The organism is Lacinutrix sp. YIN62, assembly GCF_057219185.1.
The window spans coordinates 129,355-152,795 of the sequence record NZ_JBXVVH010000009.1 but is presented as its reverse complement, the minus strand read 5'-3'; the positions used below and the strand labels follow the sequence as shown (position 1 = coordinate 152,795).

Here is a 23,441-nt window from a genome sequence, read left to right as displayed (position 1 = left end):
ACGCATACTCATCTTTCACCGTAATCTTTACTATACTTTTGATGCCAAATTTATAGACTATAAGGTATTAATCTTCGTTTCCAAAGGCTATCCCTTAGTGAAAGGCAGATTGTATACGCGTTACGCACCCGTGCGCCGGTCGTCAGCAATAGCAAGCTACTCTGTTACCCCTCGACTTGCATGTGTTAAGCCTGCCGCTAGCGTTCATCCTGAGCCAGGATCAAACTCTTCATCGTTAAATCTTAAATATTGTTTAACAATTAAGGAACTTTTCTAAGTACTCAAAATGGTTTATTCTCTTTTGTAACTAACATCGTCTCCAATGCTAATCTACGCTGTCAATTCAATATGTTTATGAACTTTTTTTCTTGTTTCTCTAAGCGCTTAATCGCTTAGCGGCTGCAAATATACAACTCCTTTTTAATCTCGCAAGATTTTTTTGGTTTTTTGTTGTATTTCTTTTTTAGCCTTGTTTCTGAACGTCGCTTTTACTCTTTTGCCTTGTGGCATACGTGCTAAGCGGCTGCAAATATACATACTCTTAGCGCTCCTGCAAGCTTTTTTTTATTCTTTTTATTAGGAGTTATTTGCTTTTTATTTAATTACTTTGTTTTAAAGTGTTTACAGAGCTTTATTTCTATAAAGGTTTTGATCTTATTGGCTTTTTGTTATCTTTTGTTTTTTTAGGGCTTTGTTTTAGAACTTTTACTCTTTATTTTATAGTAAGGACCTTTCTCTTTTTATATTAATTAGGGTGATGAGATTTTAATACGCTTTTTTTAGTATTACGCTATTGAGAGATTTTAGATTATTTTTAGTTTCCTTATATTATTAGGAATACTCGCTTTTATTCTAGTCGAACTCTTATTATAGAGCTTAATCTCTGCTCATGCTATGGTTACTGTTTTTATTGTTATTGCGATTTGTTTTATTGAGCTAAGTTATATTCGAAATAATGTAAGATAAATTACACTAGAAGAACTCGCAATTCCAAGATAACCCTCATAGACGTATTAAATAGCACTCATAAGGGATCAAACATAATTGATATCATTTAATAAAGCACAGAACTGGTCTATAAGTAATAATTGAACTGGAGAGAGAATAGTATTCAACATATTATATATCTACACTTATTTCATATATGCTATTAAAAGAGATAAAGATCTATAGCATAAAAATATTGCTAGCCTATTGCGTAAACTAAAAAACAAAAGCCCTGTAAACATAGATGTTTACAAGGCTTTTTGTGACCGCGAAGGGATCACGTTTTACTCATTCATAATTGGTATAAAAACACTAAACTCGCTTATTTACTGCTATCAACAAAGAATAAAACATTACACATCATATAATAAATACTAAATAAAAGATATTTTACTTACCACTATACTTACCCTGTTGTATATTTGTGGTAAGCAAAAAAATTAAAATGTATTTTTATTTAAAAGAACCGAAATCAAAGAAAGAATCTCTAATTATTATCCAATACTACCTAAAGAGTGAACGTGTTCTTTTCAAATATTCAACAGGAGAAAAAATACATCCTGACAATTGGGATTTTGAAAACAGACTACCTAAAACTAAAAAAGGAGCTGGAGGTGTAAAATTAAAAAAAATCACATCTAGTATTATGCGCTACAATAGTTTTCTTGAGCAAGTTGTTGACAACTATAAATTAAACAATAGTTTTATTTCACGACAAATTTTGAAATCAGAATTCGATAAGAACTTTAAAAAGGTAATTCATAATGAAGTAAAGAGATTTGAATATTTAACAAATTTCATAGATGATTTTGTGATTAAGGCTCCCGAATTAACAAACAGATCCACAAAAAGAAAATATAATCTTACCAGAATAAAACATTATAAAAAAACTTCTAACCGTCTTAAGGACTTTGAAAAACATAGACAATCAAAAATAAAAATCAATGCCTTTAATATTGATGTTTACGATGAATTAATCACCTATTTGACAGATAAAAGAGGCTATTCTATTAACTATGCAGGTGATTTAATAAAAAATATTAAAACGCTTCTAAAGAAAGCAAAGGAATTTGGATATAGTGTGCATTCTGATTATAAAGAGTCCTCTTTTACTGTTTTGAAAGAAGAAAGTATCGCTTTAGCATTAACAGAAACAGAAATAAACAAAATAGTTAACTACGACTTTTCTGAGAACGACAGATTACAAAATTGCAGAGACTTATCAATAATTGGCTTATGGACAGGACTTAGGGTTTCTGACTTCTTGTCCTTACCTGAAATCAAGGAAGAAGATAAATTTATTACAGTACAGCCTAAAAAAACAAAAAACACCTCAGGAAAAAAAGTGGTAATTCCATTGCACCACCATATAAAAGAGGTAATTACAAAGCGAGGAATGCCAAGGATGATTTCTGACGTAAAATTTAATAAATATATAAAAGAAGTCTGCTTTGAAGTTGGTCTAACTCAAAAGGTCAAAGGGAGTTTGATGAATTCAAAAACTAAAAGAAAAGAAAGTGGCATCTTTCCAAAATATAAATTAATAAGCTCTCACACTTGCCGTAGGTCCTTTGCGACAAATTTATATAAAATGAATTTTCCTACTTTGTCCATAATGCAAATTACTGGACATACCACCGAAAAGAGTTTTTTGACCTACATCAAAGTAACACCAACAGAACACGCAGAAAAACTTTTGGCTCATTGGGATGCTTACTATGGTAAGTAATTATCGAAGGGGTTGTATGACTTGTACAATGAATTAATCTTTATAAATAAGGAGACATAATCCTGTATATAATCACCATCAAAGCCACCCCTTGCTTTTCCTGAGTTTGTACGCTGAAGAATTAAAAAGATAAGCTTCCCATTAAACTTTTTACGTAAATCCAGATCCACATTCATACGCGAATACAGTTCCAATAATTTAGGTAGGCTATCGATAAAAACCACTTGAAAATCTGCAATACTACTTATTAAGCGCTGGTATGTTTCTACCCCTGTTTCCCCGTCGTCCTCACTCTCTATAACAATAGAAAATGAAGTTAAATATAAAAATCACAGAAGATCTGTTAACCGATCTTTAAAATCCATTTCAGAAAAGCTAGAACTTACCGATATTATAAAAACTAAAAGCCCCAGATTCTTATTTAGATCAAAAGCTGGAGAGCTTTTTACAAGCGACATAGTTGTTATGCAAATTCAAGGACACAAACCTCAAGGAATAACATTTAATTATCAAAGTAGGCTACCTAATCATGTCATAGATAAAGAACACAAAACAATAATTGATGCATCAGAATAATTAATTAAAACTATATAGAAAGCCCAAACCAAGACAACGTATTAGAAGACTCATCTCCTGAACTTGCTGTTATTCTCCAAGCATCTGAAGTTGTAAAAATAACTTCGTAAAATTCTTGATTTACGTCCATAATATCCATATAAACAGGAGCTCCTATGTTTGATTGTGTAGCAATATTGAATTTTTGAATACTTAATTGTATCTGATCAGTAGTAAAACCATTAATAAAAGACATACTAAATCTACCTATGTTTGTTAAAACATCATCAGTAGGAATTTTAGTTAAGATAATTCTATTCTCTGAGGTTTCAGGGTATGATGCAACAACATGTAAGTCCTTATAAGAGGACATTCCTGCTGAATTAACAACCGTAAGTCTTAAAAAGTAATCTCCCTCAATATTAAAGTACCCACCGTTTTTAAATGTAGTATTTGAATGTTCATTATTAGAAGGAAGGAATTGCCCATAAGCATTCCCTCCTGGACTACTTAAAACTTCCCATCCATAAGATAAACTCAAACCTTGCGGGTCTGATGACGCTGAGGCATATATTCCAATATTAAAACCAGGAGGAGTCCATCCAAAAAATGGAGTTTCAATTGTTGCTGTGAAATCAGTTTGAGGGGAGCCGTTCACGCTACCAGAGGTTATAATAATTGGTGGTTCATATACAGTATCTCCTGATCCGTCATCTATAACTAGGGTAAATTCAGGAACACTTCTTAATTTAAATAATCGAAAACTTATTTTTTCAAATAAAGCATTTATATTTTCACGCTTTAAAGAATGTACTAAAAAATAATTTTGATAAATCCAGATCTTACTGTCTGCATTTATTTTAGAAGACAAATACAACGGTAAATTTAAGGTTAAACTATATTCTTCAGAATTTAAATTTTGATAATACCACTCTCTTAAAAAATGATGAATAAAACCTATTCTGGAATAAGTAATATCCCCATCTACAACTAAAGGCATCGCATTGGTATTACTTTCAAAAAAAAGAATAGACAACCCTTCTTGGTGTTTTACATTTGGATGTGTATCCAAATAAACTACTGGCAAAGGTTCTAAAGGAATTCGTTTCTCAGAAAACCCACTTTCCGAAGCTACAAATAACCCATTTTTTTGCAAGTTAAGAACTTCTCCATCTCTAAATATGATCTTATAACCTGTTGATTTATTTAGTTTTCTTGGGACATCATTAATTGCATATTGAGAAAGATCTATAGCAGACTGTTGATTAACAAAAGTGTTAAAAAAATTCAATGTAATAGTTTGTGTCGGCTCATCAAAAACAGTTGTTAAAACAAATGTTTCTTTAATATGATTAATATACTCTGCAATGGTAACATCTGGTAATAAATCTACTAATGAAATAGAATTATGATATAGAGGCCTTAATGTGCCAGTAACTTTAATTGCCCCTTGAATAGTTTGTTTGACTTGATGGGTGCATTTGATACGAACCTCTAAAAACTCTCCTTCCAATTCTTTAGGAACATCAAAACGAAAAGAAATACTCTTACTGAAAGAAACAGGGCTTGTTTCTGCTTGCGTATTAGCATAAGCTATAGCTGAAGGGATTACCTGACCATTAAAGTAACAACGTAAACGAAACTCCCCTGATATATACGCAGGAAATTCTGCTTCAAGATCCAAAGTTACATTGTAAGTTCCATACTCATTCATTAAAATATTGTTGATATACTCATTATATGTTAATGTAGCAGGAAGCAAACCAGAAATATTTGATTGAGATAATGTTACATACATATTCTCTTCTCTAGATAGGTCTTTATTGGTATAGAATATAGAATTATCGTGATACTGTAGTATTTTATTAATTGATGGGGTCGACATAAAATCGCCTTGAATTGCATACCCTATTTGATTAAAAATAAATTCTACTATTTTCTTCATATAAATGAATGGACGCATTTCATTCATTTTGTATGTAGGTAATATTGTGTCAGGATACAACTCAAAAAAACTACCATTTTCATTATCATTTATAAATCCGTTATAGCTAGCAAATTCATAATCTTTATATTTCTCTGGAGCATACACTTTCACAAAATTAATTGAAGTATCGGGATAATCTAAACCTATTGTTTGCTCTGCAAAATCAAAGATATCCATCCCTGCATCTAGCGTTATTGTTTCCCAGGGCAATGTTTTTAATCGAGCATTAAGAATTGCTTTTTGAAATGAGTAATAGATAACGACCTCTATTTCTTTTGCTATTCGCAAAACCATCAACTCTGCTTCATAATACTTATCATTGTGGAATAGAGTCCCTGTTATGTACTTATTTGGTTCTTTATTATTATGAGAATGAACAAACTCAAAAAAAGGAATAAAGCTTCTTTGTTTTGGAATTTTAAAAGGAAAAGAATACTGTTTTATTAAATCCTTTTCAAAAAAAGAGTTTTCTTCAGAGAATTTTATCTTCAAATGGGATAAATCAATTTTAAAAAATTCTGTTATGAATATCGTCATTTTTAGCTTTTTTAAATTTTAAAGTCTCGTTATTTTCGTAGTAATTAGATTTGTATGGTTTGATCCTTTGAGAACCATTATTAACTACACGTACTAAAGAATCTGTTACAAGAAATTTATTATATGATTTTAACATTTCTCTTAAAATCTGATATTTTGCTACATCTATAATGTACCCTGTATTAATGGTAAAAGAAAAGCTTTCTTGCATTTCATTTTCACTAAGATGACTAAAAGTATTAGACGCGAACTCTTGAATTTGCGTTTTTAAACTTTCATCATCTTTTCGTTCTCCTGTTAATTCTATAGTTGAAAGTGTTCCGGAAGCATTTTGATAGGCTATACTGTTATGATCTACTCCTTGACCTACAATATGATAGCTCCCTAAATCAAGAATAGAATCATCACTATACTTTAATGATAAAGAGAACGTATCTGCACCTTCGTTTTCTAGGGTTTTAATAGGGACTGTTAATGTATGTAGTTTTTTATTTGTTACTGGAGGCGAAAGATTCATTTCTATATTAGAGACTCCATTATTAACCAATAAGCTTACAGGTAATGTATTGGATAAAAAAGTAAAGGCCAAAATACCTTCTTGGGTTATAAAAGACGCATTTAGTGTATTTACTAAGTGTTTATCATTCTCATTTATAAAGGCTGTAAACGGTAATGAAGAAAACTCACCAAGCATCATAAAAAAGGCATATTCTGCCTCTTCGAGAACAGCATTTTGCTGCATTTCCTTTAACAATATAGTAACGTCTGCTATGTGATAATCATAAAAATCACAATCCTCTTTATCTATATTTATTAGCTCAAATTTCTGAGTAATAATACTATGTATATAATTCTCAATATATAATTCTGCTTCGTTATTAAAAAAGGGCACTTCAAAAGTATGCTCCCATTCTTCATTATTATAGACTACTGATAATTTACAGGACAAAAAGCTTGCATCGTCTTCTGTTTGTACTATTATCCTATTATTATTAGATGTGCCATAGATATGAGCATTGTAATACTCTCCTTGATATATCATTCTCTAGTATTTTTTAATATTTGATCATACTCTTTATCTATTTCTTTCTGTCGAACAAAATCCTCATAATCTCTAACGACAAAACTTTTTATACCTTCGTCTAGTTTATGGTCTAATTTTTTTAGAAAACGTAAAATCGCCATATTTGAAGTATTATTTTGATTTTCAGAACTGCTTTCTTCATTGATTATAGGTGGTGCAACTTCAGAGGTACTCCCCCCTTCATAAAAACCTTTACCAAGTCCTTTTAAACGTTCTTCATCCAACCAATTAAGTGTAGGAGCATATTTAGGACTAGAAGTCATAAATTCTGGCGCAACCCATTCGTTTTTATGTACAACTCCTGTTACGCCCCCATATTCATCATTATAGATTGGTTTATCTCCTGTATACCCTCCTTTTTTAAACCCTTTTATAGCGGAAGCGGCTATTGTTGCCAAACCTATTCCTGTTCTAATTTTAGAAGCCAATAGCATTGGTGTAGAAATAGCTGGATTCCATCCCCAAGCAGCGCCAATTGCAGCCCTTTCTTTAACTCCTTTTAGAACTACATCAGCACCAGCTACAATCTTTTCGGCAGCAAAAAAGACTTTATGTAAAGCTTTAGATTCATCAAAAAATGATTTAAGATTAGAGATTCCAAACTTTAAAAGATCCATTTTTGCAGCTTCTAAATCCTGCTCCGCTTTTAACTGTTGTTCTTTATTTTTATTATCCTGTTTAGCTAATTTTTTATTCTCCTTTTCTTTTGCTTTTAACCTTTTATCTGCATATTTATCTCGAATAGACTGAAGCTCTGATTCTTTTAGAGTCTCTAATTTCTTTTTTAATTCAGCATCTTTAAATCGCCCTGCTTTTATAAGTTCTTCTTCTTTTAAATTCAAAATACCAGCCTCTTCCTCCATTTTGGCTAATTTTGCCTCTAGATTCAAGATATCTTCCTCTTCTTGCCTTTCATCAGCTTCAAATTTTTCAAGCTCTTTTTCTAGCGCTTTATCAGATTCCCATTGATCTAAAAATTCCTTTAATTTCTTCTTAGACTCTATGATTCTTTTATCTTCTGCCGTTAACTCTGTATTCTCAATTTCATCAGTGCCGCTTATATTTAAATCTTCTTCCTCTTTTACTGGAATAGGCTCATCAGACACTAGGTTATTTAAAGAAATTTTCTCTAGTTTATTTTTTCCATTCCAAGCATCATAAATATCACTAGCATCATTTATCGCTTTATTCTTTAAATCTGAAAGTGTAGAAGCAATGTTCTTAAACCCTGTATTAAATGCCGTTTTTATTTTTTCAGGATTGAGCGTAAAAATGCCTTCAACTAGAGTACCAAAAGATTTCATTTGATTCCAGGCCAAACTTAAAACACTTCCAATGATTTTAAATTGGCTACTAAAAACGACACCTAATGTTTTAATTATAGCGGAAAATGTAGAAGACTCATTATTTAAGTCTACAAACCAATTATATAAATCTACTCCTCCTTTAAGAATTTTTAAAATCGTTTGTGTCGCGAATAGTTTTCCTTTTTGAATCCAAAGATTAAACCCTTTAGATCCTGAAGCAAACAGTTGTGTATAAGTGCTTTTTAACTCTTTATTTGTATCTAACTGTTTTTTTTGTATTTGCTGTAGCTCTGTAAGAGGTTTCTTTTGTTCATTAAGCGCGCTATTTACGGCTTCAAATATTCTTAATGCTCCTCCAGCGTCTTCTCCTGCAGATATAAATAGCTTTGATGTTAACTCTTGACGCTGTTGCTGATTTAAACTCGTTCTTTTTGATTCCCTATCTATTTCTATTAAAGCCTCTTTTACAGTTGTCTTCCCAGTCTTAACCCTATTTAATATGTCATTAGAGAAATTAGCTCCAAACGCATCTGTAAGAGATTCTTTTAAACCTTTACTTCCTGACTTCAACTCTATAGAAGCCTCTTTTATAGCGTCTGGTAGTTTGTCTTTGTAAATAGACAAGTCAATTCCTGATTCTACAATATTAGCAAACTCTGTTGCAGAAAAACCCGCGTTTTTAAATTGTATAGGGTATTCTTTTAAACTCTCTAAATAGTCCTCATTTTTTAACTTCCCTCTAATGGCTCCTTCTTCAATAATATCAAAAGCCTCATTATAAGATATACCATAACTTTTAACTAAACTTTTTGCTGTTTCGATACTATTATTTATATCTACATCAAAAGTTTCTTGCAATATTTCTGCACGAATACGAATAGCATCTACAGCCGTTCCTGTTTCTTGAGTTAAATCTCTAACGAGTTGATTTGTTTTTTCTATTTCAAGATTATATTCAACCCAGCTCTTTACTCCTATTCCTATTGCTGTTAATCCCGCAAGAGCAGCTCCAATTGGAGTGGCTATAAATGCTAAAGAGGCTTTAGTTATATTTTTAATATTCCCTACTAACCCTTTTAAACCTGTACCTATTTGTTTTAGGTTACCACTTAAAAAACCCGTTACAAGGTTATCCCAATGGCCTTTGGCTTCTTCTAAAGCATTACTCGAACCATGGATTTCTTCATTTACGTCTGCATACTTTTTACGCAAATTGTCTAATTCTCCTTTATATTTTTTTATATCCGCAGGATCATTAGCTTCTTTAAGTTTCGCTTTGACTTTAGCTATTTCACGACCTATACCTCCAAGACTGTTTTTGACCTCCTTACCATTTATAAAAATGGATAGCTGTCGAACTATTTTTTTATTAGCCATCCTTTAAAACGCTATTTTTGTAATTACTTCGTCTACACGAATAACTCCGATTTCCGAGGCCAATATTTCTAGTGCATTATTAGCATTAATAGTATCGTTAAGAAAATTAGTATTACTCAATAAGCGGAGCCGAACACCATTACTTTTTACCCCCTCAAAACCATAATGCTGTTTAAATCCGTAGTGTGGCATCTTAACAACTAAACGTTGTAATTCGCCTTCTTTCATCTTTTCCCGTACATTTGAGCGTAACAATTCGCTATTCCCTTGTGTGGTTTCAAAAAGAGTTCTAATTTGAGCTTTTAATGATTTTCTTAAAACCTGTGCAGCTTTCTTTCCTGCTGCTTTTTCTTGCTGTGTAAAAGACATTCCCGACATAACTACTATTTAATGGCAATTTAAAAGGGAATACACTCTTAGAATAGGACATAAAAAGACTTAAATAAAATGATTACAACAAGCTATAAATCACTCCATTTCTCGGGGTTTGGGATGGTGCTTTCTTGATTCTTTAAGGTTAATTCACAACGATAACCATAAAGACCATCTGAAAATATGGGACCCACTTTAAAGTGTTGAAAACTATTTTCTTCTACTAATCCATACAGCCAATTTTTATCGCCATTAGCATTTTTAGTTTGCTTTGCGTCGTAAAGAATTCTCGCTTCAATATCAAAGCATATTTGTTGGCAAAAATCTAAGACTTCATTTTGCGCAGCATATTCATCTAAATTTCCTGTTTTCGTATTCGGTTTCCCTAGAATAGTAAAAGCTGTTGTGTTGTTATGAATTATTTTTGTACGATCTCCTTTTGTTTGTGTTTCTGGTGCATCGCTAAGCATTACAGGCAATTCAATGCCTGAACGTAAAGCTCCTGTGACTTCAGATACATTCCAACGATATGAGTCTTTTATATCGTTGTGATTTTGAGCAAGTGACTCAAGGTAATTGGCTATTGATAAGAATGAAACTCTAGGCATAAGGCTTTGTTTTTAGCTGTTCTTCAAAATCACTTAAAAAAGTATAAACATTGGTGCTACAGGTTTCTTTGTATGTACCAAATTTCCCTCCTGAAAGGTGTAATATCAGCTTGCCAAAACCACTACTTCTCGGGGTTGCTCTTTTTACTTTAGGTTCTGGAAACACAATAGGGAACTGTTTGATCATATATGATCTTGCCCCTTGATAGCTTAATGCTATTGCTAACAATGTTTTTTTATCTACTCTAGAGACGTTTTTTGCTCTAGCATCTAACTCTGTTTTATCAAAAGAGACACGCTTCCCTTTTTCATCTAATTCTCGATATAATACAGCTGCTAGATATTGTAAATATTTAAAATTCTGACTATTAAACCATCCTAGATACAAATCATCGGCATGAGAAAACTCATTAACAGATAAATTATTAATCCTATCTGCTGGAGCATATAATTTTTTTGATTTTATTTTAATTACAGAAATAAATGTTGTTAGATTAAGGGAAGAATAAAGCCAACGATAGTGTTTTTTTAGATCGGAAAACCCTACATTTTTAATTATAACTTGCACTTTCCAGTATTTATATACTTGCCACCATTTAACGTTCGCTAATGTTAAAAAAACTTTATAATCGAATAGTACTCCCGACAGATTACTATGTGAGTATAGCGCAATTTTTTTTAATTGACTTTCACTCAAATCATTCCATGCGCAAGGAATCTTTATATTCATACTCTATTTTCGGGTTGGTTGAAAAACTTTTACTTGTTTTACTGTTGTTAATTCTAAGCGATTAATGTTAGCTGTTCGCGTAGAGTCTCCAGATTCAATATGACTAATTCCGTAATTTACTTCGAATTTAATCCCATGAGAATCTGCTGATTGTAGTAAAGTAGAAAGCGTTATTATTGCCGCTGCTGTATCGTCTATTAAGGCTTGTATTTGCTCTGGTGTCATTATACTATTTTTTACGATCGATTATAAACGTTTCTGAATTACCACAGTTGTCTTTTATTATTATTGTGGCTTTTCTTCTTCCTAAAAATCTAGTTTTAATACCTAAAAAACTCCATTGATTACGTTCCCAATATGATATAACATCACTTTTATTCTTGAATTTCCTATCGGTTATATTAAGACTTAACGTATCATTATCAAATGCAACATATCCTTTAATAATCATACATTTTGAAGAATCGACAACAGGAACCTTTACGCTTTGTTGTTTTTTAATAGCTTCAAGTATAGGCTGTAAATTCACAGTTTTTTTTGTTGTATCCTGATATTTTAATTGTTGCGTTATTATGCGCGCTAATCGATTTATTTTTATTTCGTTTTGATTTAGAAAACGCTTAAGGTCCTTACGATTATATTCTAAATATTCTTCAATCTCTGCCTTATTATAAGTTACAGAGGCATATTTTAAGCTATCGTATTTTCTAATCATTTCCGCATTAACCCTCTGATCTTTTAAATCGGCTTTAGCCTGTTCTGCATCTTTATAATACCAAACGATGGCTCCAATAGCAAAAACGATAAGGCAAATTCTTAAGTTATTTATATTTAGTAAAGTCAACATTATAAATCCATTATTCCGTTATACAATAATTCTGCGGTCTTGTTTCTAAATTCGTCATCCAACAAAACAGTTAGATCACTCTTGGTAGTCATAAATCCCATTTCAAACAAAATGGCAGGACTAAAAGTTTCACGTATTACTTTAAACGATTTTTTTACTGGTTCTCTTAATTTTAATCCATAACCATTGTCTCTTAGGTATTGTGTTAATTTTTCTGCTATTATTCGTCCTTCGTCAGAATAATAAAAAAAACGACCTCCCTCCGCTTTATTCTTTAAGTGGTAAGCATCTGCATGAATAGAAATAAATAAGGGCTTCCCTCCTTTATTTTTGATCGTTGATGAAATTACTTGTTCTCGATTTACTCTTTCTTGCAAAGAAACATCATACCATTCATTCGTTATAAAGTGAGCATCACAACCATTTTGCCAAAACAAAAAAGAAAGTTTATTTCCAATAGCTTCGTTTACCGAATTTTCCTTTAATAGCACTCTTCCTTTTCGATCAAAAAAACCTTCACTTCTTTTCCCTGGTGTATTATAACCATGACCTGTATCTATTATAGGAACTCTACTCATCTGAACTTATATTTAAACGTTTCTTAACATACACTGATATATAGGATATTAATTCTTGTATTTCATTAAGAATGTCTTGTGAAAACACACCACTAATAGAGCAGGCCACAAATATGACTTCTTCCGATGCATTGAAATAATTTTTTAATATAATTCCTACGGACAAGCCCACAAAGGAGGAAATAATAAGCGTTCCCGCAAACCTCTTTAAGCTCATACTGTTTCTAGCGCGCTGAATTATAGCACCTATGAGTCCCCCTAAAACGAACCAACCGTATTTTTCAACTAAATTTAATAGCATTTCTTTCATTTGTAAATTGTTATTCTTTTATAAAAAAAGCCTGTTATTTGTTACTCTTTGTTTAAGTATATTACACTGCTATTAGGCGTTGAAAACAGTCTTCTATCTCGTCAAGCTTCGTGTCTTCGGATAACTCATTAATTATAGTGCTTATCTCTTGATCTTTTATAAAGTTTAACCCCACAGACTTCCACTTTGTACGCACTGCTTCAATCATTAATTTAAAGCGGTTATATAGTGCTAAGCCTTGCATCCATTTATTGATAACTAGTATTTTATATGCACTCAAGCTTAAATCGGCCGCATGGTCTTTATTGTATAAGTCTTTTTTGACCTCAAGCAAGCTATCTGAATCCCCTGAATCATCCATACAAGCATTATAAAGGGTTTCGTAAAGATTCATTCTGGCCTGCAATTGCTCATTAGTCAAGCCCTTTACTTCAATGATTAAGGCGATTGCACCTTTCTCTAGGTTATTTATTTTATAATCTATTTTTTGATAAATCTTTGCTTTTAGACAGGTTTCTTTCTGGTCAATCGCTGCTTGGGTAGCACCTTCCTCCCAATCATTAGCATTAGCATTCCATTTTGGTCTATAAAAGTTTCGTTCTAAATCATACGCCTCTACCATAACCCATTTAGAAACCAACTCGTTATTAATAACCTGGCCCTTGTTTTTCTCCAACCATTCTAACGGGTAGTTTGATACAAAAAAACCTTCACTATTTATTTTTGCTTTTGACATTATTATACTTTTCTTGTGAATACATTAAACTTAACCCCTCTAGAAGCTCCCTTCATCGCGATAATGAAACTTTCGCCTTCGCTAAGGGTTACGTTTCCAAAATCTGCCGAGGTCAGCGTATTCGTATAGGCTTGATAAGCCGCTTTAGTATCTGAAAACTCATAAATGGAAACAGCATTGGAGACACTAAAAATAGCATTGTTCTTATAGTGTTTTCCAAATCCAATAGGGCCTATAGTATGAGACCATGCATTATTAATGTTAATCACTATATGAGTAATCTTCATTTCATACGGCGCGACAAAAAGAGGAGTATGTAAATAAGCTACTGATGCTCCTAATGCTGTTGCTAAATCTGCCTGACCAGAGTCGAAAACCTGCATTGAATTTGTATGCTGCCTAAATACCCATCCTGTTGGAATAGTGTTATAATACCAAAAATCAGAAAAATTAAGCGTTGAAATCCCAGAACCTAACGAGGCTTCATCAGAAATACTTATTCTAGAAATAATCTTATCTGATATAGAAATATTCTCAACATCTATAGTAGGTGTTACTTTTACTTTTATAAAATTATATCCGTTATTAGTAAATTCAATATTAGTTATCTGAGTTATTAATGTTTTCTTTTGAGTGACATTAAAAAGACTTAACATGTATGAATGGGCATTTAGTTGATTTTTAAATTCAACTAAATACTTACTATATTCTTGATTAAAAATAATGCCCAAAACATTATCATCTGAATTATAAATAAAAGTTACTCCATTAACTCCTGTGTCAAATACATCGGTATCAGTCGTCAATAACTTAACATACATTGTCTCAAAAGAACAACCATTAACTCCTTCATTATCGGGAGAGGGAACTTCTATATTCTGATTTGAACCACTAAAAATCTGCATCATAATTCAAATATCTGATTAACTTATTTTTTAAAATAGGACATAAAATTACATCCCAACAATAGACTTTGTGTTTGTTAAACTAATATGCTTTGGAGTCTCTTTTTTTACAAACTCAGGGAATTTATCGAGGTGTTTTTCAATCTGTTCTCGTGTGCTCTTTAAATATTCTTCGCCTTCATTTTTCTTGTTCTCTTTAGCACGATTTAAAAAGGGATTTCCTTTAGAACTATTGGTTATTATTTTTTCATAAGGGAGTACATCAAATCGCATATGAATCCCTTTAGCATCAAGAATAAACATCCCATTATCTATTATAGACATAATTGTAAATGAAACAATAGATTGTTGTATAAGCTTTTTTACCTTTATCCGTTCTGTTATTGTTTGCCTATTTTTTAAAGCAAATAACAAGTCTTCTCCAATTACAGGAATAATAAATCGGTCTTCAACTATTCTAAGAGTAGGTTTAATAGCAATAAAGGTTTGACGACTATTAAAAATATAATACAATGAATTAAAAGTAGATGTTTTGTTAATCAACAACTCATTATACACAGTATAATTCTCTGAATTAAACCACAATGTAAATTTATCCGCAGACAACTCCATAAGCTCTAATAACTCATCTAACGCTTCGTGTCCCGATTTTTTAAATGAACGTTGTAATTCCTTAAATTGTTTATCAGAGGCAGCTTTAGTATTGTCATTATCTACGACATGAATACCACTATCACTAACTTGTACAGCTCCGATAGGTAAGTATAAATAATACCCGAAATTAGCCACTGCTTCCTGAGCTAATTCTTTAGCCGCTCTTTTTATTGGATCTGTTTGTGTTCCCTGAAAATCTACTAATTGCTCAATCCCAATTATTGGTTTTAAAAAGTTACGTTCTGCTTTTTTTAAATAAGGTTTGATATTATCGAAATTTACTGAGCCGTTTACCGATATATATTCTCTAAGTGTTGCCGTATCTGTTATGATCATAATTGTGCTGCTTTCTGTGTTCCTGTAGGGTTTTTATCTAAGGTTGTTAATACGGTATCTTCAAATCCCCCCACTAATGTTTCATCCCAATTGTTATAATCTTGTATAAATTCGAAAGGCTCCAAAGTTGTGTCTCTATCTGTTTTTTTCAATGCAGATAATATTCCCCAAGCAACTCTTTTATCACTTCCAGATCCAGCTCCTAAACTTGATCCTGGTATTCCTGCTCCAATTAAAGAAGGGTCTACACCTGTTGCTGTTAATGCCTCTTGTATTCCTGCTGAAGTATCATCTAAATAGGCCCCGTCTTTTTTTCCTTTTTCTATCTCGGTAATTTTTAACCCTGGTTGTGGTGTGCCATTCTCATCTTTATAAATAATAGACATAATACTTTTTCCTCCATTATCTACACCTCTTAACGAGGCATCTAATTCTTCAACAAATTGCGTTCTTACTTCTTGTCTTTTCGCTGGGGTAAAACTTTGCCAATCTTCTTTATACTTTCGCTCAAAATATTCCTCAAAAACTTCAATATGAAGATTCACATTCATTTTATCCTCTAGAAAAGCTTTTTTAAATTTTGGTATAGAATTAATAATATCTAACCATCCACTAGTATTTATGGAGTGCCATTCTGGATCTGGATAATAACTTTCGTTAATCAAAGGATAGAATATCGGTCTAACAAAATTTGTAATCCCATTCTTTTTACAATATTCTTTGACTTCTTCAGCAGACCAATAACTATCTATTAAAGGGATTTTTGTTACATATTTAGATGCTACATCGACACCTTCCCCCCACTTAGAAGAGATGTAAACATTCTTAATGGATAGGGTCTTTTCATCCATAAGTTCAAAACGACAATCTGCTGTTTTTTGTCGTTTTATTCTATTTATTTTTTTAAAATCTTTAGAAAGTACATATTCAGGAAAAGCCAATGCCCAGTATTCTAAATCCGCAACTATTTCCTTCCAAAACCGTTTCATTTGATTGCGTTTCCAGAAAGCATTTATCTCTGGATATTCGTGAAAACACTTTTGTTCTATAATTCGCTTCCCATTCTCGTGCTGCTCTTTAGCTAAGATAAACCCAGAACCGTAATGTGCTTTTCTACTCGTTCGTAATCCAGAGCGTAATGATCCTGCTCCTTTAATTTTTTTTAGAAGTTTTTGAGGATAGTCATTATTCCCCCCCCAAGCAGCTATTTTTCCACTTTCATTTTCAGTGTGTAAAATGATACTTGTTACTTTAGATTCTGCTTTTTCTGCGGACTTAAAAGAAACTAAAGCTTTGGTGTTTTGTCCTGTTACAGCTACATCGCCATGAAATATCGTACTCATTAATAACGCATTTTTTTGCCGTTAATCGCAACGATTAATCGAATGTGAATTTTTCGCTTATCTCCGTTTTGTAACTCCAATAAACGTGTTCTATTTTTTCTATGATTAGGGTTTCTTTTAATAGCTGAAGCCGTTTGTACTGCTCTTATTAAAGTTCCTTTTGTTGGCACAAGGTTTTTAGATCTGTATTTTTTTACCTGCTTGTACTCTACTAGGCTCCCTCCTGTTTTAGAATTCCGCTGTAGAGTTCTGAATGAAATATTAAAAGGGATCGCATGCCCTTTTTCATCTATTCTATCAATAATTGAAATTGCTTCATTAAAAGAAATTGTGTTTTCCATAATGCTAATTTCGGTTGACTTGATTTTTTAAAATAGGACAAGATGTTTTTTTATACTTTTTCTCACTAGAAAAGCTTTTTTTAAGCTAATACGTTCTTTTTTTTATTAAAATGATCCATTAAATAACTTGTTTTAATCCTTTTTACGCAATAAATCTCATTTTAAAAAACACAAACAACTGTAATACAACACCTTAAACATTAAAAAACCTCCTGTAAATCTCTTTTATATGATTTCGCCACGCCGAATCCTATGCAATTTGACAATTGCCTAATACAGAATTTGACGATATATGAAATTTAATTTGTAAAACGGCTACATTGTTGTGGGTAGATCCCAGTACTCTCGTTCTGGCTTGAGTAGTTCTTTGTATATAGAATAGATAGGTATATCGAAGGCATCAGGCAGGTGCGTTGTATGCTCTTGTTTCATGCTTGTATTACGCTCATCCTTCTTTACCTTTTGTATCCCATTCTTATCCTCTTTAGCTTCTGATCTTTCCAAGCCTATGATAAGATCTGGATTGTTCTGTTCATTAATCTCTATGCTAGGATAACGAGAACTACTGCCTTTAAACATCATATTAATAAGGATATACTTATCATTATGTGGTGCTACAGCCTTACGCTTACTCTTATCGTAGACCGTCCATCCTTTAGATTGTAATAGACGGACCAATACATCGCCATAGGTATCGTTGGTTCCTTTACGTACTTTAGCATTACCATCATGTCCGTAATATAAGTGTACCACTTTGTTGGGTAATGGTGCATAATACTCTACAAATTCATTTACCAAATCTTCTTCATCATTAGGTTGTTTTTTCCAAATAGATTTTAATACACGGTATTTATTTGGTAATGCCTGACTAATAACACCTGAGAGAAACACTCCCCAATCTATAGATAGTATAAGTGGCCGCCCTTTGTCTATATCTTTATCTTGCCTACAATTAAATGATGCTTTGGTATAACTTTTTGTTAAGCTTTCTAAATAGTCATTATCATTATCTGTATAATAATGTTTTTTGGCATTCAACTGTGGATAGAACCCGTTAAGTATTTCTTTGGGCCTTATATTTAATATTTCTGCATTGTATATAAAGTCTGAAGGAGATTCGTCTTTCATCTCTTCAAACCATCCATCTCGCAGATTTAATTTATTAATTAGAGCTGAAGCCTTTATAAAGGCATATTTTTTACGATTTTTTGGAAGCTTTGCCACTTCTTCCATATCCGTAAACCAACGCCCTTTTTTAGTTCTTGGAGTGGAAGACGCATAAATTTCGGCTCCTAATAAAGAGGCTTTTTCAAATCGAGCTTCTTTAGCGCGGTTAGTAGTTTTTACATTGTTATATAATTTTTCTGGATTGAATAATGCAGCTTCATCTCCTAATATTCCAAAAGAATTTAAACCACGCCCAGAGTTAGGGTTGTCTAACGATACTAATTGAAAAATAGCACCATTACTAAAATGTATGATGTTATCCCATTTATCTGGTGGGTAAATAGGCTCTGCAAAACCATGTTTTGCTCCATTTCTACCAACAACGTAATCATAACCTTCATAAACCCCTAAAACCGCCAACCCTTTTTTAGTAGATGGCAATGTACGTGCTAATATTTGTTGATAGGTAGAACCAACTAAAGCAAATGAAGCTCCTGGCATTTGCTTCACCATTTCTTTCATAAAAAAAGCTAGAATAAAAGACTTACCTGTACCACGTCCCCACTCTAAATAGATTTTCTTTTTTTTTAAAACCGTTACAGCCAGAACCGCACCTAGTTGAGCTGCGTTTAAAACAACGTCTAAGTATTTGCTAACCTTCCCCATTCTCCTCTACTTCTTCAAAATCGGCATCTACAACTAAACTATTTAAGTCTAAAGTCCCTTGAGATAAATGCTGTATTAATGCGCTAGAAACACGTTTATCAATACTCATTTTCACTTGCTTATTTTCTAGCTTTTCAGGATTATAATTTATAGCATTTTCCTTGTCTATGTCTGCATATTTCCCCAATAACTCTAGAGCCTTACCTATAGACTTTAAGTCATTAACATCCATGGCCATTTGTAAATATTTATGGGAATACTCTGAAAGGATCGCTAGTGTACCATCTCTATCTGCCTTCATTACATTTCCAAATAAACGTTCTGCGTTTTTAAGATCTCTATAAGCTTGCGCTCTACTAATCTCATATTTCTCCATCAGTACATTGGAGGCCTGTTCTCTAGAGTGAAAGTTTTGGCGAAGCGTAAAAGCAGTTAGCCAACGGTCCTTTAAATCGGTTTGTTTTGAAGTAAGTGGGTATTTTGACGGGTCCTTATAATAAGCGTATATCTTATCGAAGGACGAATCTCCTGTTTTTATAGTAGGTAAATGTGATATTGCCATAAGGTAAAATTGGCAATTGTCAACTTTTTAGAATAGGACATAAAAAACCACTCAACTAGGAGTGGCTAATATTTAGTGTAGATATTAAATATTCAGACAAGCCAAATACTATTTAAATACAAACGAATAATAAAACACAAGGATTAACAGGGTAATATCTAATAACAAATTATTAAATTAAATGTATCTATTTTAGCTTTTACTAACTCTAATGAGCTAGAAAATGATTTGCTTTCAGTATTAAAAAGTTTTCCATTTAAGATATTTAAGCTTAAATTTTTGGGAGGTGTTAATTTCAAAGTTTCAAAAGTTTTTATTGCGGCATCATTAAGTATTTCTAAAGCTGCACTCCTTTCTCTATCATTATTAATATTAAGGGTAATCTTTATTTTTTCAATAAAATTTTCTTGCTCACTTTCTAAATATATGGCTAAATTATTTTGCATTCCATTAATCTCTGACATAGTACCAAATGAGTTAAACGGAGAAGATGCAAGCCATCCCAATTCATCTTTTCTCCAATTAAGAGAACTCATTTTGTTGTTGTTGTTGTTGTTGTTGTTTTCCATACTATGAAAATACTGTGCTTATTTTAAACACCTAAAAAATTTCGTTATACTGCTCTTTTATCGGATATGTCAAAAACGATTTAATTCATTCATGAGTATTAATCAATTTGTTTAACTGTTGGAGTTCTATTTCGTGACTTAAGAGTTTGTTCTCTGCTCTTTGTAATTTAATTTCTGTTTTTGTTTTTTCTGAAAGAGGCAACCTTCTTTCTAATTGAGTTTTTAGGGTACTAACCTTCTTTTTGTATTTAGAAACAGATATTCGTTTATTGTTTCGCCTTTGAATGCATTGTGAAGGAGTTAAATCTTGAAAGGAACGAGGTTTAATATTAATAACTTCTTTATGCATAACATAATGATCTAGCACTTTTTGTGTTGCCTCTATGGCATCAAATAAGTCCTCTATAGCTATGCAGAGTGTAAGTGCTTTCCCTTGTTCATCTGAATGCAATTGAGTTAATTCTATGTGCTTAGAAATGGCCTTTTGAAAATTACTTCGTTGTTCTATGGCCAGCGGATGCAAATCTGAGTGCAATTGGTTTATCTTATAAAAACAATTACGGGTTGAGTTAATCTGCTTTGTACTTTGCTTAGGTAGATTGTTATTTATTGGTGTAGCACAAACATCTGGCTTAATTGGTCTTAATAAATTTGAAGAAAGCACTTCCTTTTTAGAATCATTTTCTCTATGTTTATTAAGCTCATACTTTAGCTTATCATTGTTTGCTGGACTTTCTTTTCTTAGAAATAATCGCAACAAATTAGAGCTATGCCCTTTTAAATTAGAGTATATTTTTATTCCTTTTTGATAGTCACAGCCATTATTAAACCAATTGTTAACTTCCATAGTGTAAAATTGGCAATTGTTACTCCTTTAGAATAGGACAAATATTTATTCTTTAAATGTATTAAAGAATTGTTTCGAGAATTCATCTTGTTTAACACCTAAAGGAAACAACACATAATACCATAAACAATTAAACCAATAACGTATTATTCTGTACCATCTTGAAAATTGTTTTTTAGGCTTCATGACCTTAAAATAACAAAAAACCACTCGTTATAGAGTGGTTTTTTAGATTATTTAATGTCACATATAAAATTATGGTGTAGCTGGCTGCAATGTTATATCTGCTTTATAAATAGCAGCATCATACTTTTGTTTGTCTTGAAATACCATAGTACTAGTATTTTCGCCTTCTACGGTAGCCTCTATTTTACTAGAGGATTCTATTAAGCGTCCAGCAAACGTTGCTGAGCCTATTTGCCGTATTTGCCCTGTTCCATATTCTGTTGCCAAAACAATAAGATCTCGCCCTTTACAAAGGCGTTTAAAACCTAATATATCTGCTTCCGAGCCAAGCATTTGAATGGTAAGCTTATTTTCGTTTACTGGAGACATTGTCGAAGTCCCTAATTGCGCCGTTTCTAAAGCAATTGTTTCGGCTATAGCCTTAACCTTTGTAAAACCAAATCCTGTTTTAAATGTATGTGGAGTAGTAATAGTTACCAATTCCCTTAAATTTTCGGCTGCATTTTCGCCATGCCTTTCTTTAGGACTATTTATAGTTTCAAAGTTCTCTACAAAAGCAACATATATTTCTGTATGAGAAAATGCACCAGAAACTTCGCTAATCGCGCTTCCTATTTTTTCAACATTTATAGACATAGTTTACTGTTTTTTTAGGTAAATAAATTTTGTTTTAATCAAGTCCTCCATTAGCTGATTATCTTTAATAGCTTCCTCTACAATATATTTTCTTCCTCTAAAACGAAAAGTTTTAACCGTAAATTCAAACACCCCATCATTATTTTTATAGGTTGCCTTTTTTGAAGCTACTGGTTTTTTAGACAAAACTTCTAATTGTTTGTTTAACTCTAAGATTTTTTCATTTGCATTTTTTAAATCCTTAATTACTTTATTAGCATCTTGCTTTTGTTTGTTCGCTAATTCTTCAGATGCTTCTAATTGTTTTTCTAGATCGTTGGTCGTTTCATTATGACGTTTTTCAATGTCTTTAATTGCTTCTAATTCCTTTTCTAGAATAGGGTGTTCCGCTATTTTAATTAAATCGGATATTTCTTTATTAGTAGCGCCTTCAGGAACTTCAATTTGAAGCTCCTGTGCCTGTAATGTTAATTCTTTTTTGTTCATTTACTTATATTGTTAATGGATTATTCTGGCTTGTATGCATAAACTAATTCATTGAATAAGAATCCTAAACCTTCTCTCCAATCTGCCATAACAGCAACACTACGCTTTGCAGATTCTGCTTTAATTGGTTTCATTTTCTTTTTAGGACGTATGTGTATGAAGTTCTTTTTAGGTGTCGCAAAAATAACTCCTGTCCCTGCTAAAGATGCCATTGGAGACCATTCCACATTTTCATAATCATCGATGCGTTTTGCGTTCTTATCTCCATAATTAGCATTTACTCCTAAAGTATCTCTCTTATCTTTAAAATACCATCTTGCTATTTTAGGATCACACCCCAGAATCATTGGCTTATTTAATAATAACTCATCTATGTTCTCGATAAATTCTTCAATACCATCAAAAGCAGTAGTTCTAGAAATTGGAGAAGTTAATGCAACTGGATTCATTAAACTATGTGGTGTTACTGTACCAGCAATACCGTCATCAATTAATTTAACCAAACCGTTCATTGTGTCTCTAGCCGATCCTGGAGTTCCAGGTGTTGGCGCTACATAAACACCTTTTCCATAAGCTTGATTTTCTAAATCTTCTTTTTGTTGTTCTAGAACATAAACCTCAATAAACCATTTCACAAAAGGCCATTTAGCTCTATCAGCCTCTTTAAGTTGCGTAAAAAAACCAAGATATGATTCCTCTAGAACATCTGGGGAAAATTCTGTATCAATCTTAATTTTGTAAGTAGGAATATCATTAGGCTTAAATGTAATCCCTCCTTTTTTTGTATAAGCAGCTTGCCATGGTTGTATAATTTCATCCATATAAGCTTGTGGAGCTCTATATATTGTTGCGTCTGTAATTACAGGAGTTGCAAACGATGTTGTAACAGTCGGTTGTTTTTGTAGGGTAATTAATTGATTGGCATTCGCGCCCCCTGGAATATAATAAGCGCCATAGTCATTTACTATATCGTCAATGGTAATTGTTGTATCTTCCATT

The 23,441-nt window shown here is 32.3% G+C and carries 24 protein-coding genes and 1 rRNA gene; 1 reads left to right on the top strand and 24 read right to left on the bottom strand.

Translation table 11 applies throughout. The annotated features are described in order from the left end of the window. Positions 1 to 236 (bottom strand): 16S ribosomal RNA (locus AC2D8I_RS08155); the annotation flags it as partial. Positions 237 to 1,432: 1,196 nt separating this feature from the next. Here AC2D8I_RS08155 and AC2D8I_RS08150 point away from each other — a divergent pair. Beyond that, positions 1,433 to 2,716, top strand: coding sequence for a tyrosine-type recombinase/integrase (locus AC2D8I_RS08150; RefSeq protein WP_484705509.1), 1,284 nt, complete (start codon positions 1,433 to 1,435; stop codon positions 2,714 to 2,716). Here the strand turns inward: AC2D8I_RS08150 and AC2D8I_RS08145 are convergent. The 23 genes from AC2D8I_RS08145 to AC2D8I_RS08035 all read right to left on the bottom strand — a co-directional run bounded on the left by AC2D8I_RS08145 (position 2,704) and on the right by AC2D8I_RS08035 (position 23,440). Then, the gene (locus AC2D8I_RS08145; RefSeq protein WP_484705508.1) at positions 2,704 to 2,910 is read right to left on the bottom strand and encodes a hypothetical protein; all 207 of its coding nucleotides are present in this window, start codon (positions 2,908 to 2,910) and stop codon (positions 2,704 to 2,706) included. The genes AC2D8I_RS08150 and AC2D8I_RS08145 overlap by 13 nt on opposite strands. Positions 2,911 to 3,302: 392 nt before the next feature. Further along, positions 3,303 to 5,795 carry a hypothetical protein gene (locus tag AC2D8I_RS08140; protein WP_484705507.1) on the bottom strand — a complete coding sequence of 831 codons (2,493 nt, stop codon included), beginning with the start codon at positions 5,793 to 5,795 and terminating at the stop codon, positions 3,303 to 3,305. Continuing rightward, positions 5,767 to 6,837 carry a hypothetical protein gene (locus AC2D8I_RS08135; RefSeq protein WP_484705506.1) on the bottom strand — a complete coding sequence of 357 codons (1,071 nt, stop codon included), beginning with the start codon at positions 6,835 to 6,837 and terminating at the stop codon, positions 5,767 to 5,769. Before AC2D8I_RS08135 ends, AC2D8I_RS08140 begins: the two co-directional genes overlap by 29 nt. Next, on the bottom strand, positions 6,834 to 9,563 hold the full coding sequence (locus AC2D8I_RS08130; protein ID WP_484705505.1) for a phage tail tape measure protein: 2,730 nt from the start codon (positions 9,561 to 9,563) through the stop codon (positions 6,834 to 6,836). Before AC2D8I_RS08130 ends, AC2D8I_RS08135 begins: the two co-directional genes overlap by 4 nt. 3 nt (positions 9,564 to 9,566) lie before the next feature. Then, the gene (locus AC2D8I_RS08125) at positions 9,567 to 9,932 is read right to left on the bottom strand and encodes a hypothetical protein (RefSeq protein ID WP_484705504.1); all 366 of its coding nucleotides are present in this window, start codon (positions 9,930 to 9,932) and stop codon (positions 9,567 to 9,569) included. A gap of 92 nt (positions 9,933 to 10,024) precedes the next feature. Further along, positions 10,025 to 10,543, bottom strand: coding sequence for a hypothetical protein (locus AC2D8I_RS08120; RefSeq protein ID WP_484705503.1), 519 nt, complete (start codon positions 10,541 to 10,543; stop codon positions 10,025 to 10,027). Continuing rightward, positions 10,536 to 11,273 (bottom strand): hypothetical protein, encoded by a 738-nt coding sequence (locus AC2D8I_RS08115; RefSeq protein WP_484705502.1) that lies wholly within the window; start codon positions 11,271 to 11,273, stop codon positions 10,536 to 10,538. The genes AC2D8I_RS08120 and AC2D8I_RS08115 overlap by 8 nt, the downstream gene beginning before the upstream one ends. 3 nt (positions 11,274 to 11,276) lie before the next feature. After that, positions 11,277 to 11,498 (bottom strand): hypothetical protein, encoded by a 222-nt coding sequence (locus tag AC2D8I_RS08110; RefSeq protein WP_484705501.1) that lies wholly within the window; start codon positions 11,496 to 11,498, stop codon positions 11,277 to 11,279. A 4-nt stretch (positions 11,499 to 11,502) separates the two neighbouring features. Next, positions 11,503 to 12,120: a hypothetical protein gene (locus tag AC2D8I_RS08105; protein WP_484705500.1), complete on the bottom strand. Its 618-nt coding sequence runs from the start codon at positions 12,118 to 12,120 to the stop codon at positions 11,503 to 11,505. Further along, entirely contained in the window at positions 12,120 to 12,698 is a 579-nt protein-coding gene (locus AC2D8I_RS08100) for an N-acetylmuramoyl-L-alanine amidase (protein ID WP_484705499.1), read from the bottom strand. Before AC2D8I_RS08100 ends, AC2D8I_RS08105 begins: the two co-directional genes overlap by 1 nt. Further along, positions 12,691 to 13,008 (bottom strand): phage holin family protein, encoded by a 318-nt coding sequence (locus AC2D8I_RS08095; protein WP_484705498.1) that lies wholly within the window; start codon positions 13,006 to 13,008, stop codon positions 12,691 to 12,693. Before AC2D8I_RS08095 ends, AC2D8I_RS08100 begins: the two co-directional genes overlap by 8 nt. 61 nt (positions 13,009 to 13,069) lie before the next feature. After that, complete coding sequence (locus AC2D8I_RS08090; protein ID WP_484705497.1) at positions 13,070 to 13,744, bottom strand: hypothetical protein; 675 nt, start codon at positions 13,742 to 13,744, stop codon at positions 13,070 to 13,072. A gap of 2 nt (positions 13,745 to 13,746) precedes the next feature. Then, the gene (locus AC2D8I_RS08085) at positions 13,747 to 14,652 is read right to left on the bottom strand and encodes a hypothetical protein (RefSeq protein ID WP_484705496.1); all 906 of its coding nucleotides are present in this window, start codon (positions 14,650 to 14,652) and stop codon (positions 13,747 to 13,749) included. A gap of 45 nt (positions 14,653 to 14,697) precedes the next feature. Then, complete coding sequence (locus AC2D8I_RS08080; protein ID WP_484705495.1) at positions 14,698 to 15,639, bottom strand: DUF6712 family protein; 942 nt, start codon at positions 15,637 to 15,639, stop codon at positions 14,698 to 14,700. After that, the gene (locus AC2D8I_RS08075) at positions 15,636 to 16,982 is read right to left on the bottom strand and encodes a hypothetical protein (protein ID WP_484705494.1); all 1,347 of its coding nucleotides are present in this window, start codon (positions 16,980 to 16,982) and stop codon (positions 15,636 to 15,638) included. Before AC2D8I_RS08075 ends, AC2D8I_RS08080 begins: the two co-directional genes overlap by 4 nt. After that, on the bottom strand, positions 16,982 to 17,323 hold the full coding sequence (locus AC2D8I_RS08070) for a hypothetical protein (protein ID WP_484705493.1): 342 nt from the start codon (positions 17,321 to 17,323) through the stop codon (positions 16,982 to 16,984). The genes AC2D8I_RS08075 and AC2D8I_RS08070 overlap by 1 nt, the downstream gene beginning before the upstream one ends. A 315-nt stretch (positions 17,324 to 17,638) precedes the next feature. Further along, positions 17,639 to 19,156 carry a hypothetical protein gene (locus tag AC2D8I_RS08065; protein ID WP_484705492.1) on the bottom strand — a complete coding sequence of 506 codons (1,518 nt, stop codon included), beginning with the start codon at positions 19,154 to 19,156 and terminating at the stop codon, positions 17,639 to 17,641. Further along, positions 19,143 to 19,718: a hypothetical protein gene (locus AC2D8I_RS08060; RefSeq protein ID WP_484705491.1), complete on the bottom strand. Its 576-nt coding sequence runs from the start codon at positions 19,716 to 19,718 to the stop codon at positions 19,143 to 19,145. The genes AC2D8I_RS08065 and AC2D8I_RS08060 overlap by 14 nt, the downstream gene beginning before the upstream one ends. 158 nt (positions 19,719 to 19,876) lie before the next feature. Beyond that, positions 19,877 to 20,287 (bottom strand): hypothetical protein, encoded by a 411-nt coding sequence (locus AC2D8I_RS08055; protein WP_484705490.1) that lies wholly within the window; start codon positions 20,285 to 20,287, stop codon positions 19,877 to 19,879. An 85-nt stretch (positions 20,288 to 20,372) separates the two neighbouring features. Then, positions 20,373 to 21,134 carry a hypothetical protein gene (locus AC2D8I_RS08050; RefSeq protein WP_484705489.1) on the bottom strand — a complete coding sequence of 254 codons (762 nt, stop codon included), beginning with the start codon at positions 21,132 to 21,134 and terminating at the stop codon, positions 20,373 to 20,375. A 255-nt stretch (positions 21,135 to 21,389) separates the two neighbouring features. Continuing rightward, complete coding sequence (locus AC2D8I_RS08045) at positions 21,390 to 21,956, bottom strand: hypothetical protein (protein ID WP_484705488.1); 567 nt, start codon at positions 21,954 to 21,956, stop codon at positions 21,390 to 21,392. A 3-nt stretch (positions 21,957 to 21,959) separates the two neighbouring features. Continuing rightward, the gene (locus tag AC2D8I_RS08040) at positions 21,960 to 22,442 is read right to left on the bottom strand and encodes a hypothetical protein (protein WP_484705487.1); all 483 of its coding nucleotides are present in this window, start codon (positions 22,440 to 22,442) and stop codon (positions 21,960 to 21,962) included. Between the two features lie 20 nt (positions 22,443 to 22,462). Continuing rightward, the gene (locus tag AC2D8I_RS08035) at positions 22,463 to 23,440 is read right to left on the bottom strand and encodes a hypothetical protein (RefSeq protein WP_484705485.1); all 978 of its coding nucleotides are present in this window, start codon (positions 23,438 to 23,440) and stop codon (positions 22,463 to 22,465) included. Position 23,441: the final 1 nt, after the last annotated feature.

Bases quoted from the DNA above. Each gene is read 5' to 3' on its own strand.
- AC2D8I_RS08150 (WP_484705509.1), top strand. From the start codon at position 1,433: ATGTATTTTTATTTAAAAGAACCGAAATCAAAGAAAGAATCTCTAATT.
- AC2D8I_RS08140 (WP_484705507.1), bottom strand. From the start codon at position 5,795: ATGACGATATTCATAACAGAATTTTTTAAAATTGATTTATCCCATTTG.
- AC2D8I_RS08135 (WP_484705506.1), bottom strand. From the start codon at position 6,837: ATGATATATCAAGGAGAGTATTACAATGCTCATATCTATGGCACATCT.
- AC2D8I_RS08130 (WP_484705505.1), bottom strand. From the start codon at position 9,563: ATGGCTAATAAAAAAATAGTTCGACAGCTATCCATTTTTATAAATGGT.
- AC2D8I_RS08125 (WP_484705504.1), bottom strand. From the start codon at position 9,932: ATGTCTTTTACACAGCAAGAAAAAGCAGCAGGAAAGAAAGCTGCACAG.
- AC2D8I_RS08120 (WP_484705503.1), bottom strand. From the start codon at position 10,543: ATGCCTAGAGTTTCATTCTTATCAATAGCCAATTACCTTGAGTCACTT.
- AC2D8I_RS08115 (WP_484705502.1), bottom strand. From the start codon at position 11,273: ATGAATATAAAGATTCCTTGCGCATGGAATGATTTGAGTGAAAGTCAA.
- AC2D8I_RS08110 (WP_484705501.1), bottom strand. From the start codon at position 11,498: ATGACACCAGAGCAAATACAAGCCTTAATAGACGATACAGCAGCGGCA.
- AC2D8I_RS08105 (WP_484705500.1), bottom strand. From the start codon at position 12,120: ATGTTGACTTTACTAAATATAAATAACTTAAGAATTTGCCTTATCGTT.
- AC2D8I_RS08100 (WP_484705499.1), bottom strand. From the start codon at position 12,698: ATGAGTAGAGTTCCTATAATAGATACAGGTCATGGTTATAATACACCA.
- AC2D8I_RS08095 (WP_484705498.1), bottom strand. From the start codon at position 13,008: ATGAAAGAAATGCTATTAAATTTAGTTGAAAAATACGGTTGGTTCGTT.
- AC2D8I_RS08090 (WP_484705497.1), bottom strand. From the start codon at position 13,744: ATGTCAAAAGCAAAAATAAATAGTGAAGGTTTTTTTGTATCAAACTAC.
- AC2D8I_RS08085 (WP_484705496.1), bottom strand. From the start codon at position 14,652: ATGATGCAGATTTTTAGTGGTTCAAATCAGAATATAGAAGTTCCCTCT.
- AC2D8I_RS08080 (WP_484705495.1), bottom strand. From the start codon at position 15,639: ATGATCATAACAGATACGGCAACACTTAGAGAATATATATCGGTAAAC.
- AC2D8I_RS08075 (WP_484705494.1), bottom strand. From the start codon at position 16,982: ATGAGTACGATATTTCATGGCGATGTAGCTGTAACAGGACAAAACACC.
- AC2D8I_RS08070 (WP_484705493.1), bottom strand. From the start codon at position 17,323: ATGGAAAACACAATTTCTTTTAATGAAGCAATTTCAATTATTGATAGA.
- AC2D8I_RS08065 (WP_484705492.1), bottom strand. From the start codon at position 19,156: ATGGGGAAGGTTAGCAAATACTTAGACGTTGTTTTAAACGCAGCTCAA.
- AC2D8I_RS08060 (WP_484705491.1), bottom strand. From the start codon at position 19,718: ATGGCAATATCACATTTACCTACTATAAAAACAGGAGATTCGTCCTTC.
- AC2D8I_RS08055 (WP_484705490.1), bottom strand. From the start codon at position 20,287: ATGGAAAACAACAACAACAACAACAACAACAAAATGAGTTCTCTTAAT.
- AC2D8I_RS08050 (WP_484705489.1), bottom strand. From the start codon at position 21,134: ATGGAAGTTAACAATTGGTTTAATAATGGCTGTGACTATCAAAAAGGA.
- AC2D8I_RS08045 (WP_484705488.1), bottom strand. From the start codon at position 21,956: ATGTCTATAAATGTTGAAAAAATAGGAAGCGCGATTAGCGAAGTTTCT.
- AC2D8I_RS08040 (WP_484705487.1), bottom strand. From the start codon at position 22,442: ATGAACAAAAAAGAATTAACATTACAGGCACAGGAGCTTCAAATTGAA.
- AC2D8I_RS08035 (WP_484705485.1), bottom strand. From the start codon at position 23,440: ATGGAAGATACAACAATTACCATTGACGATATAGTAAATGACTATGGC.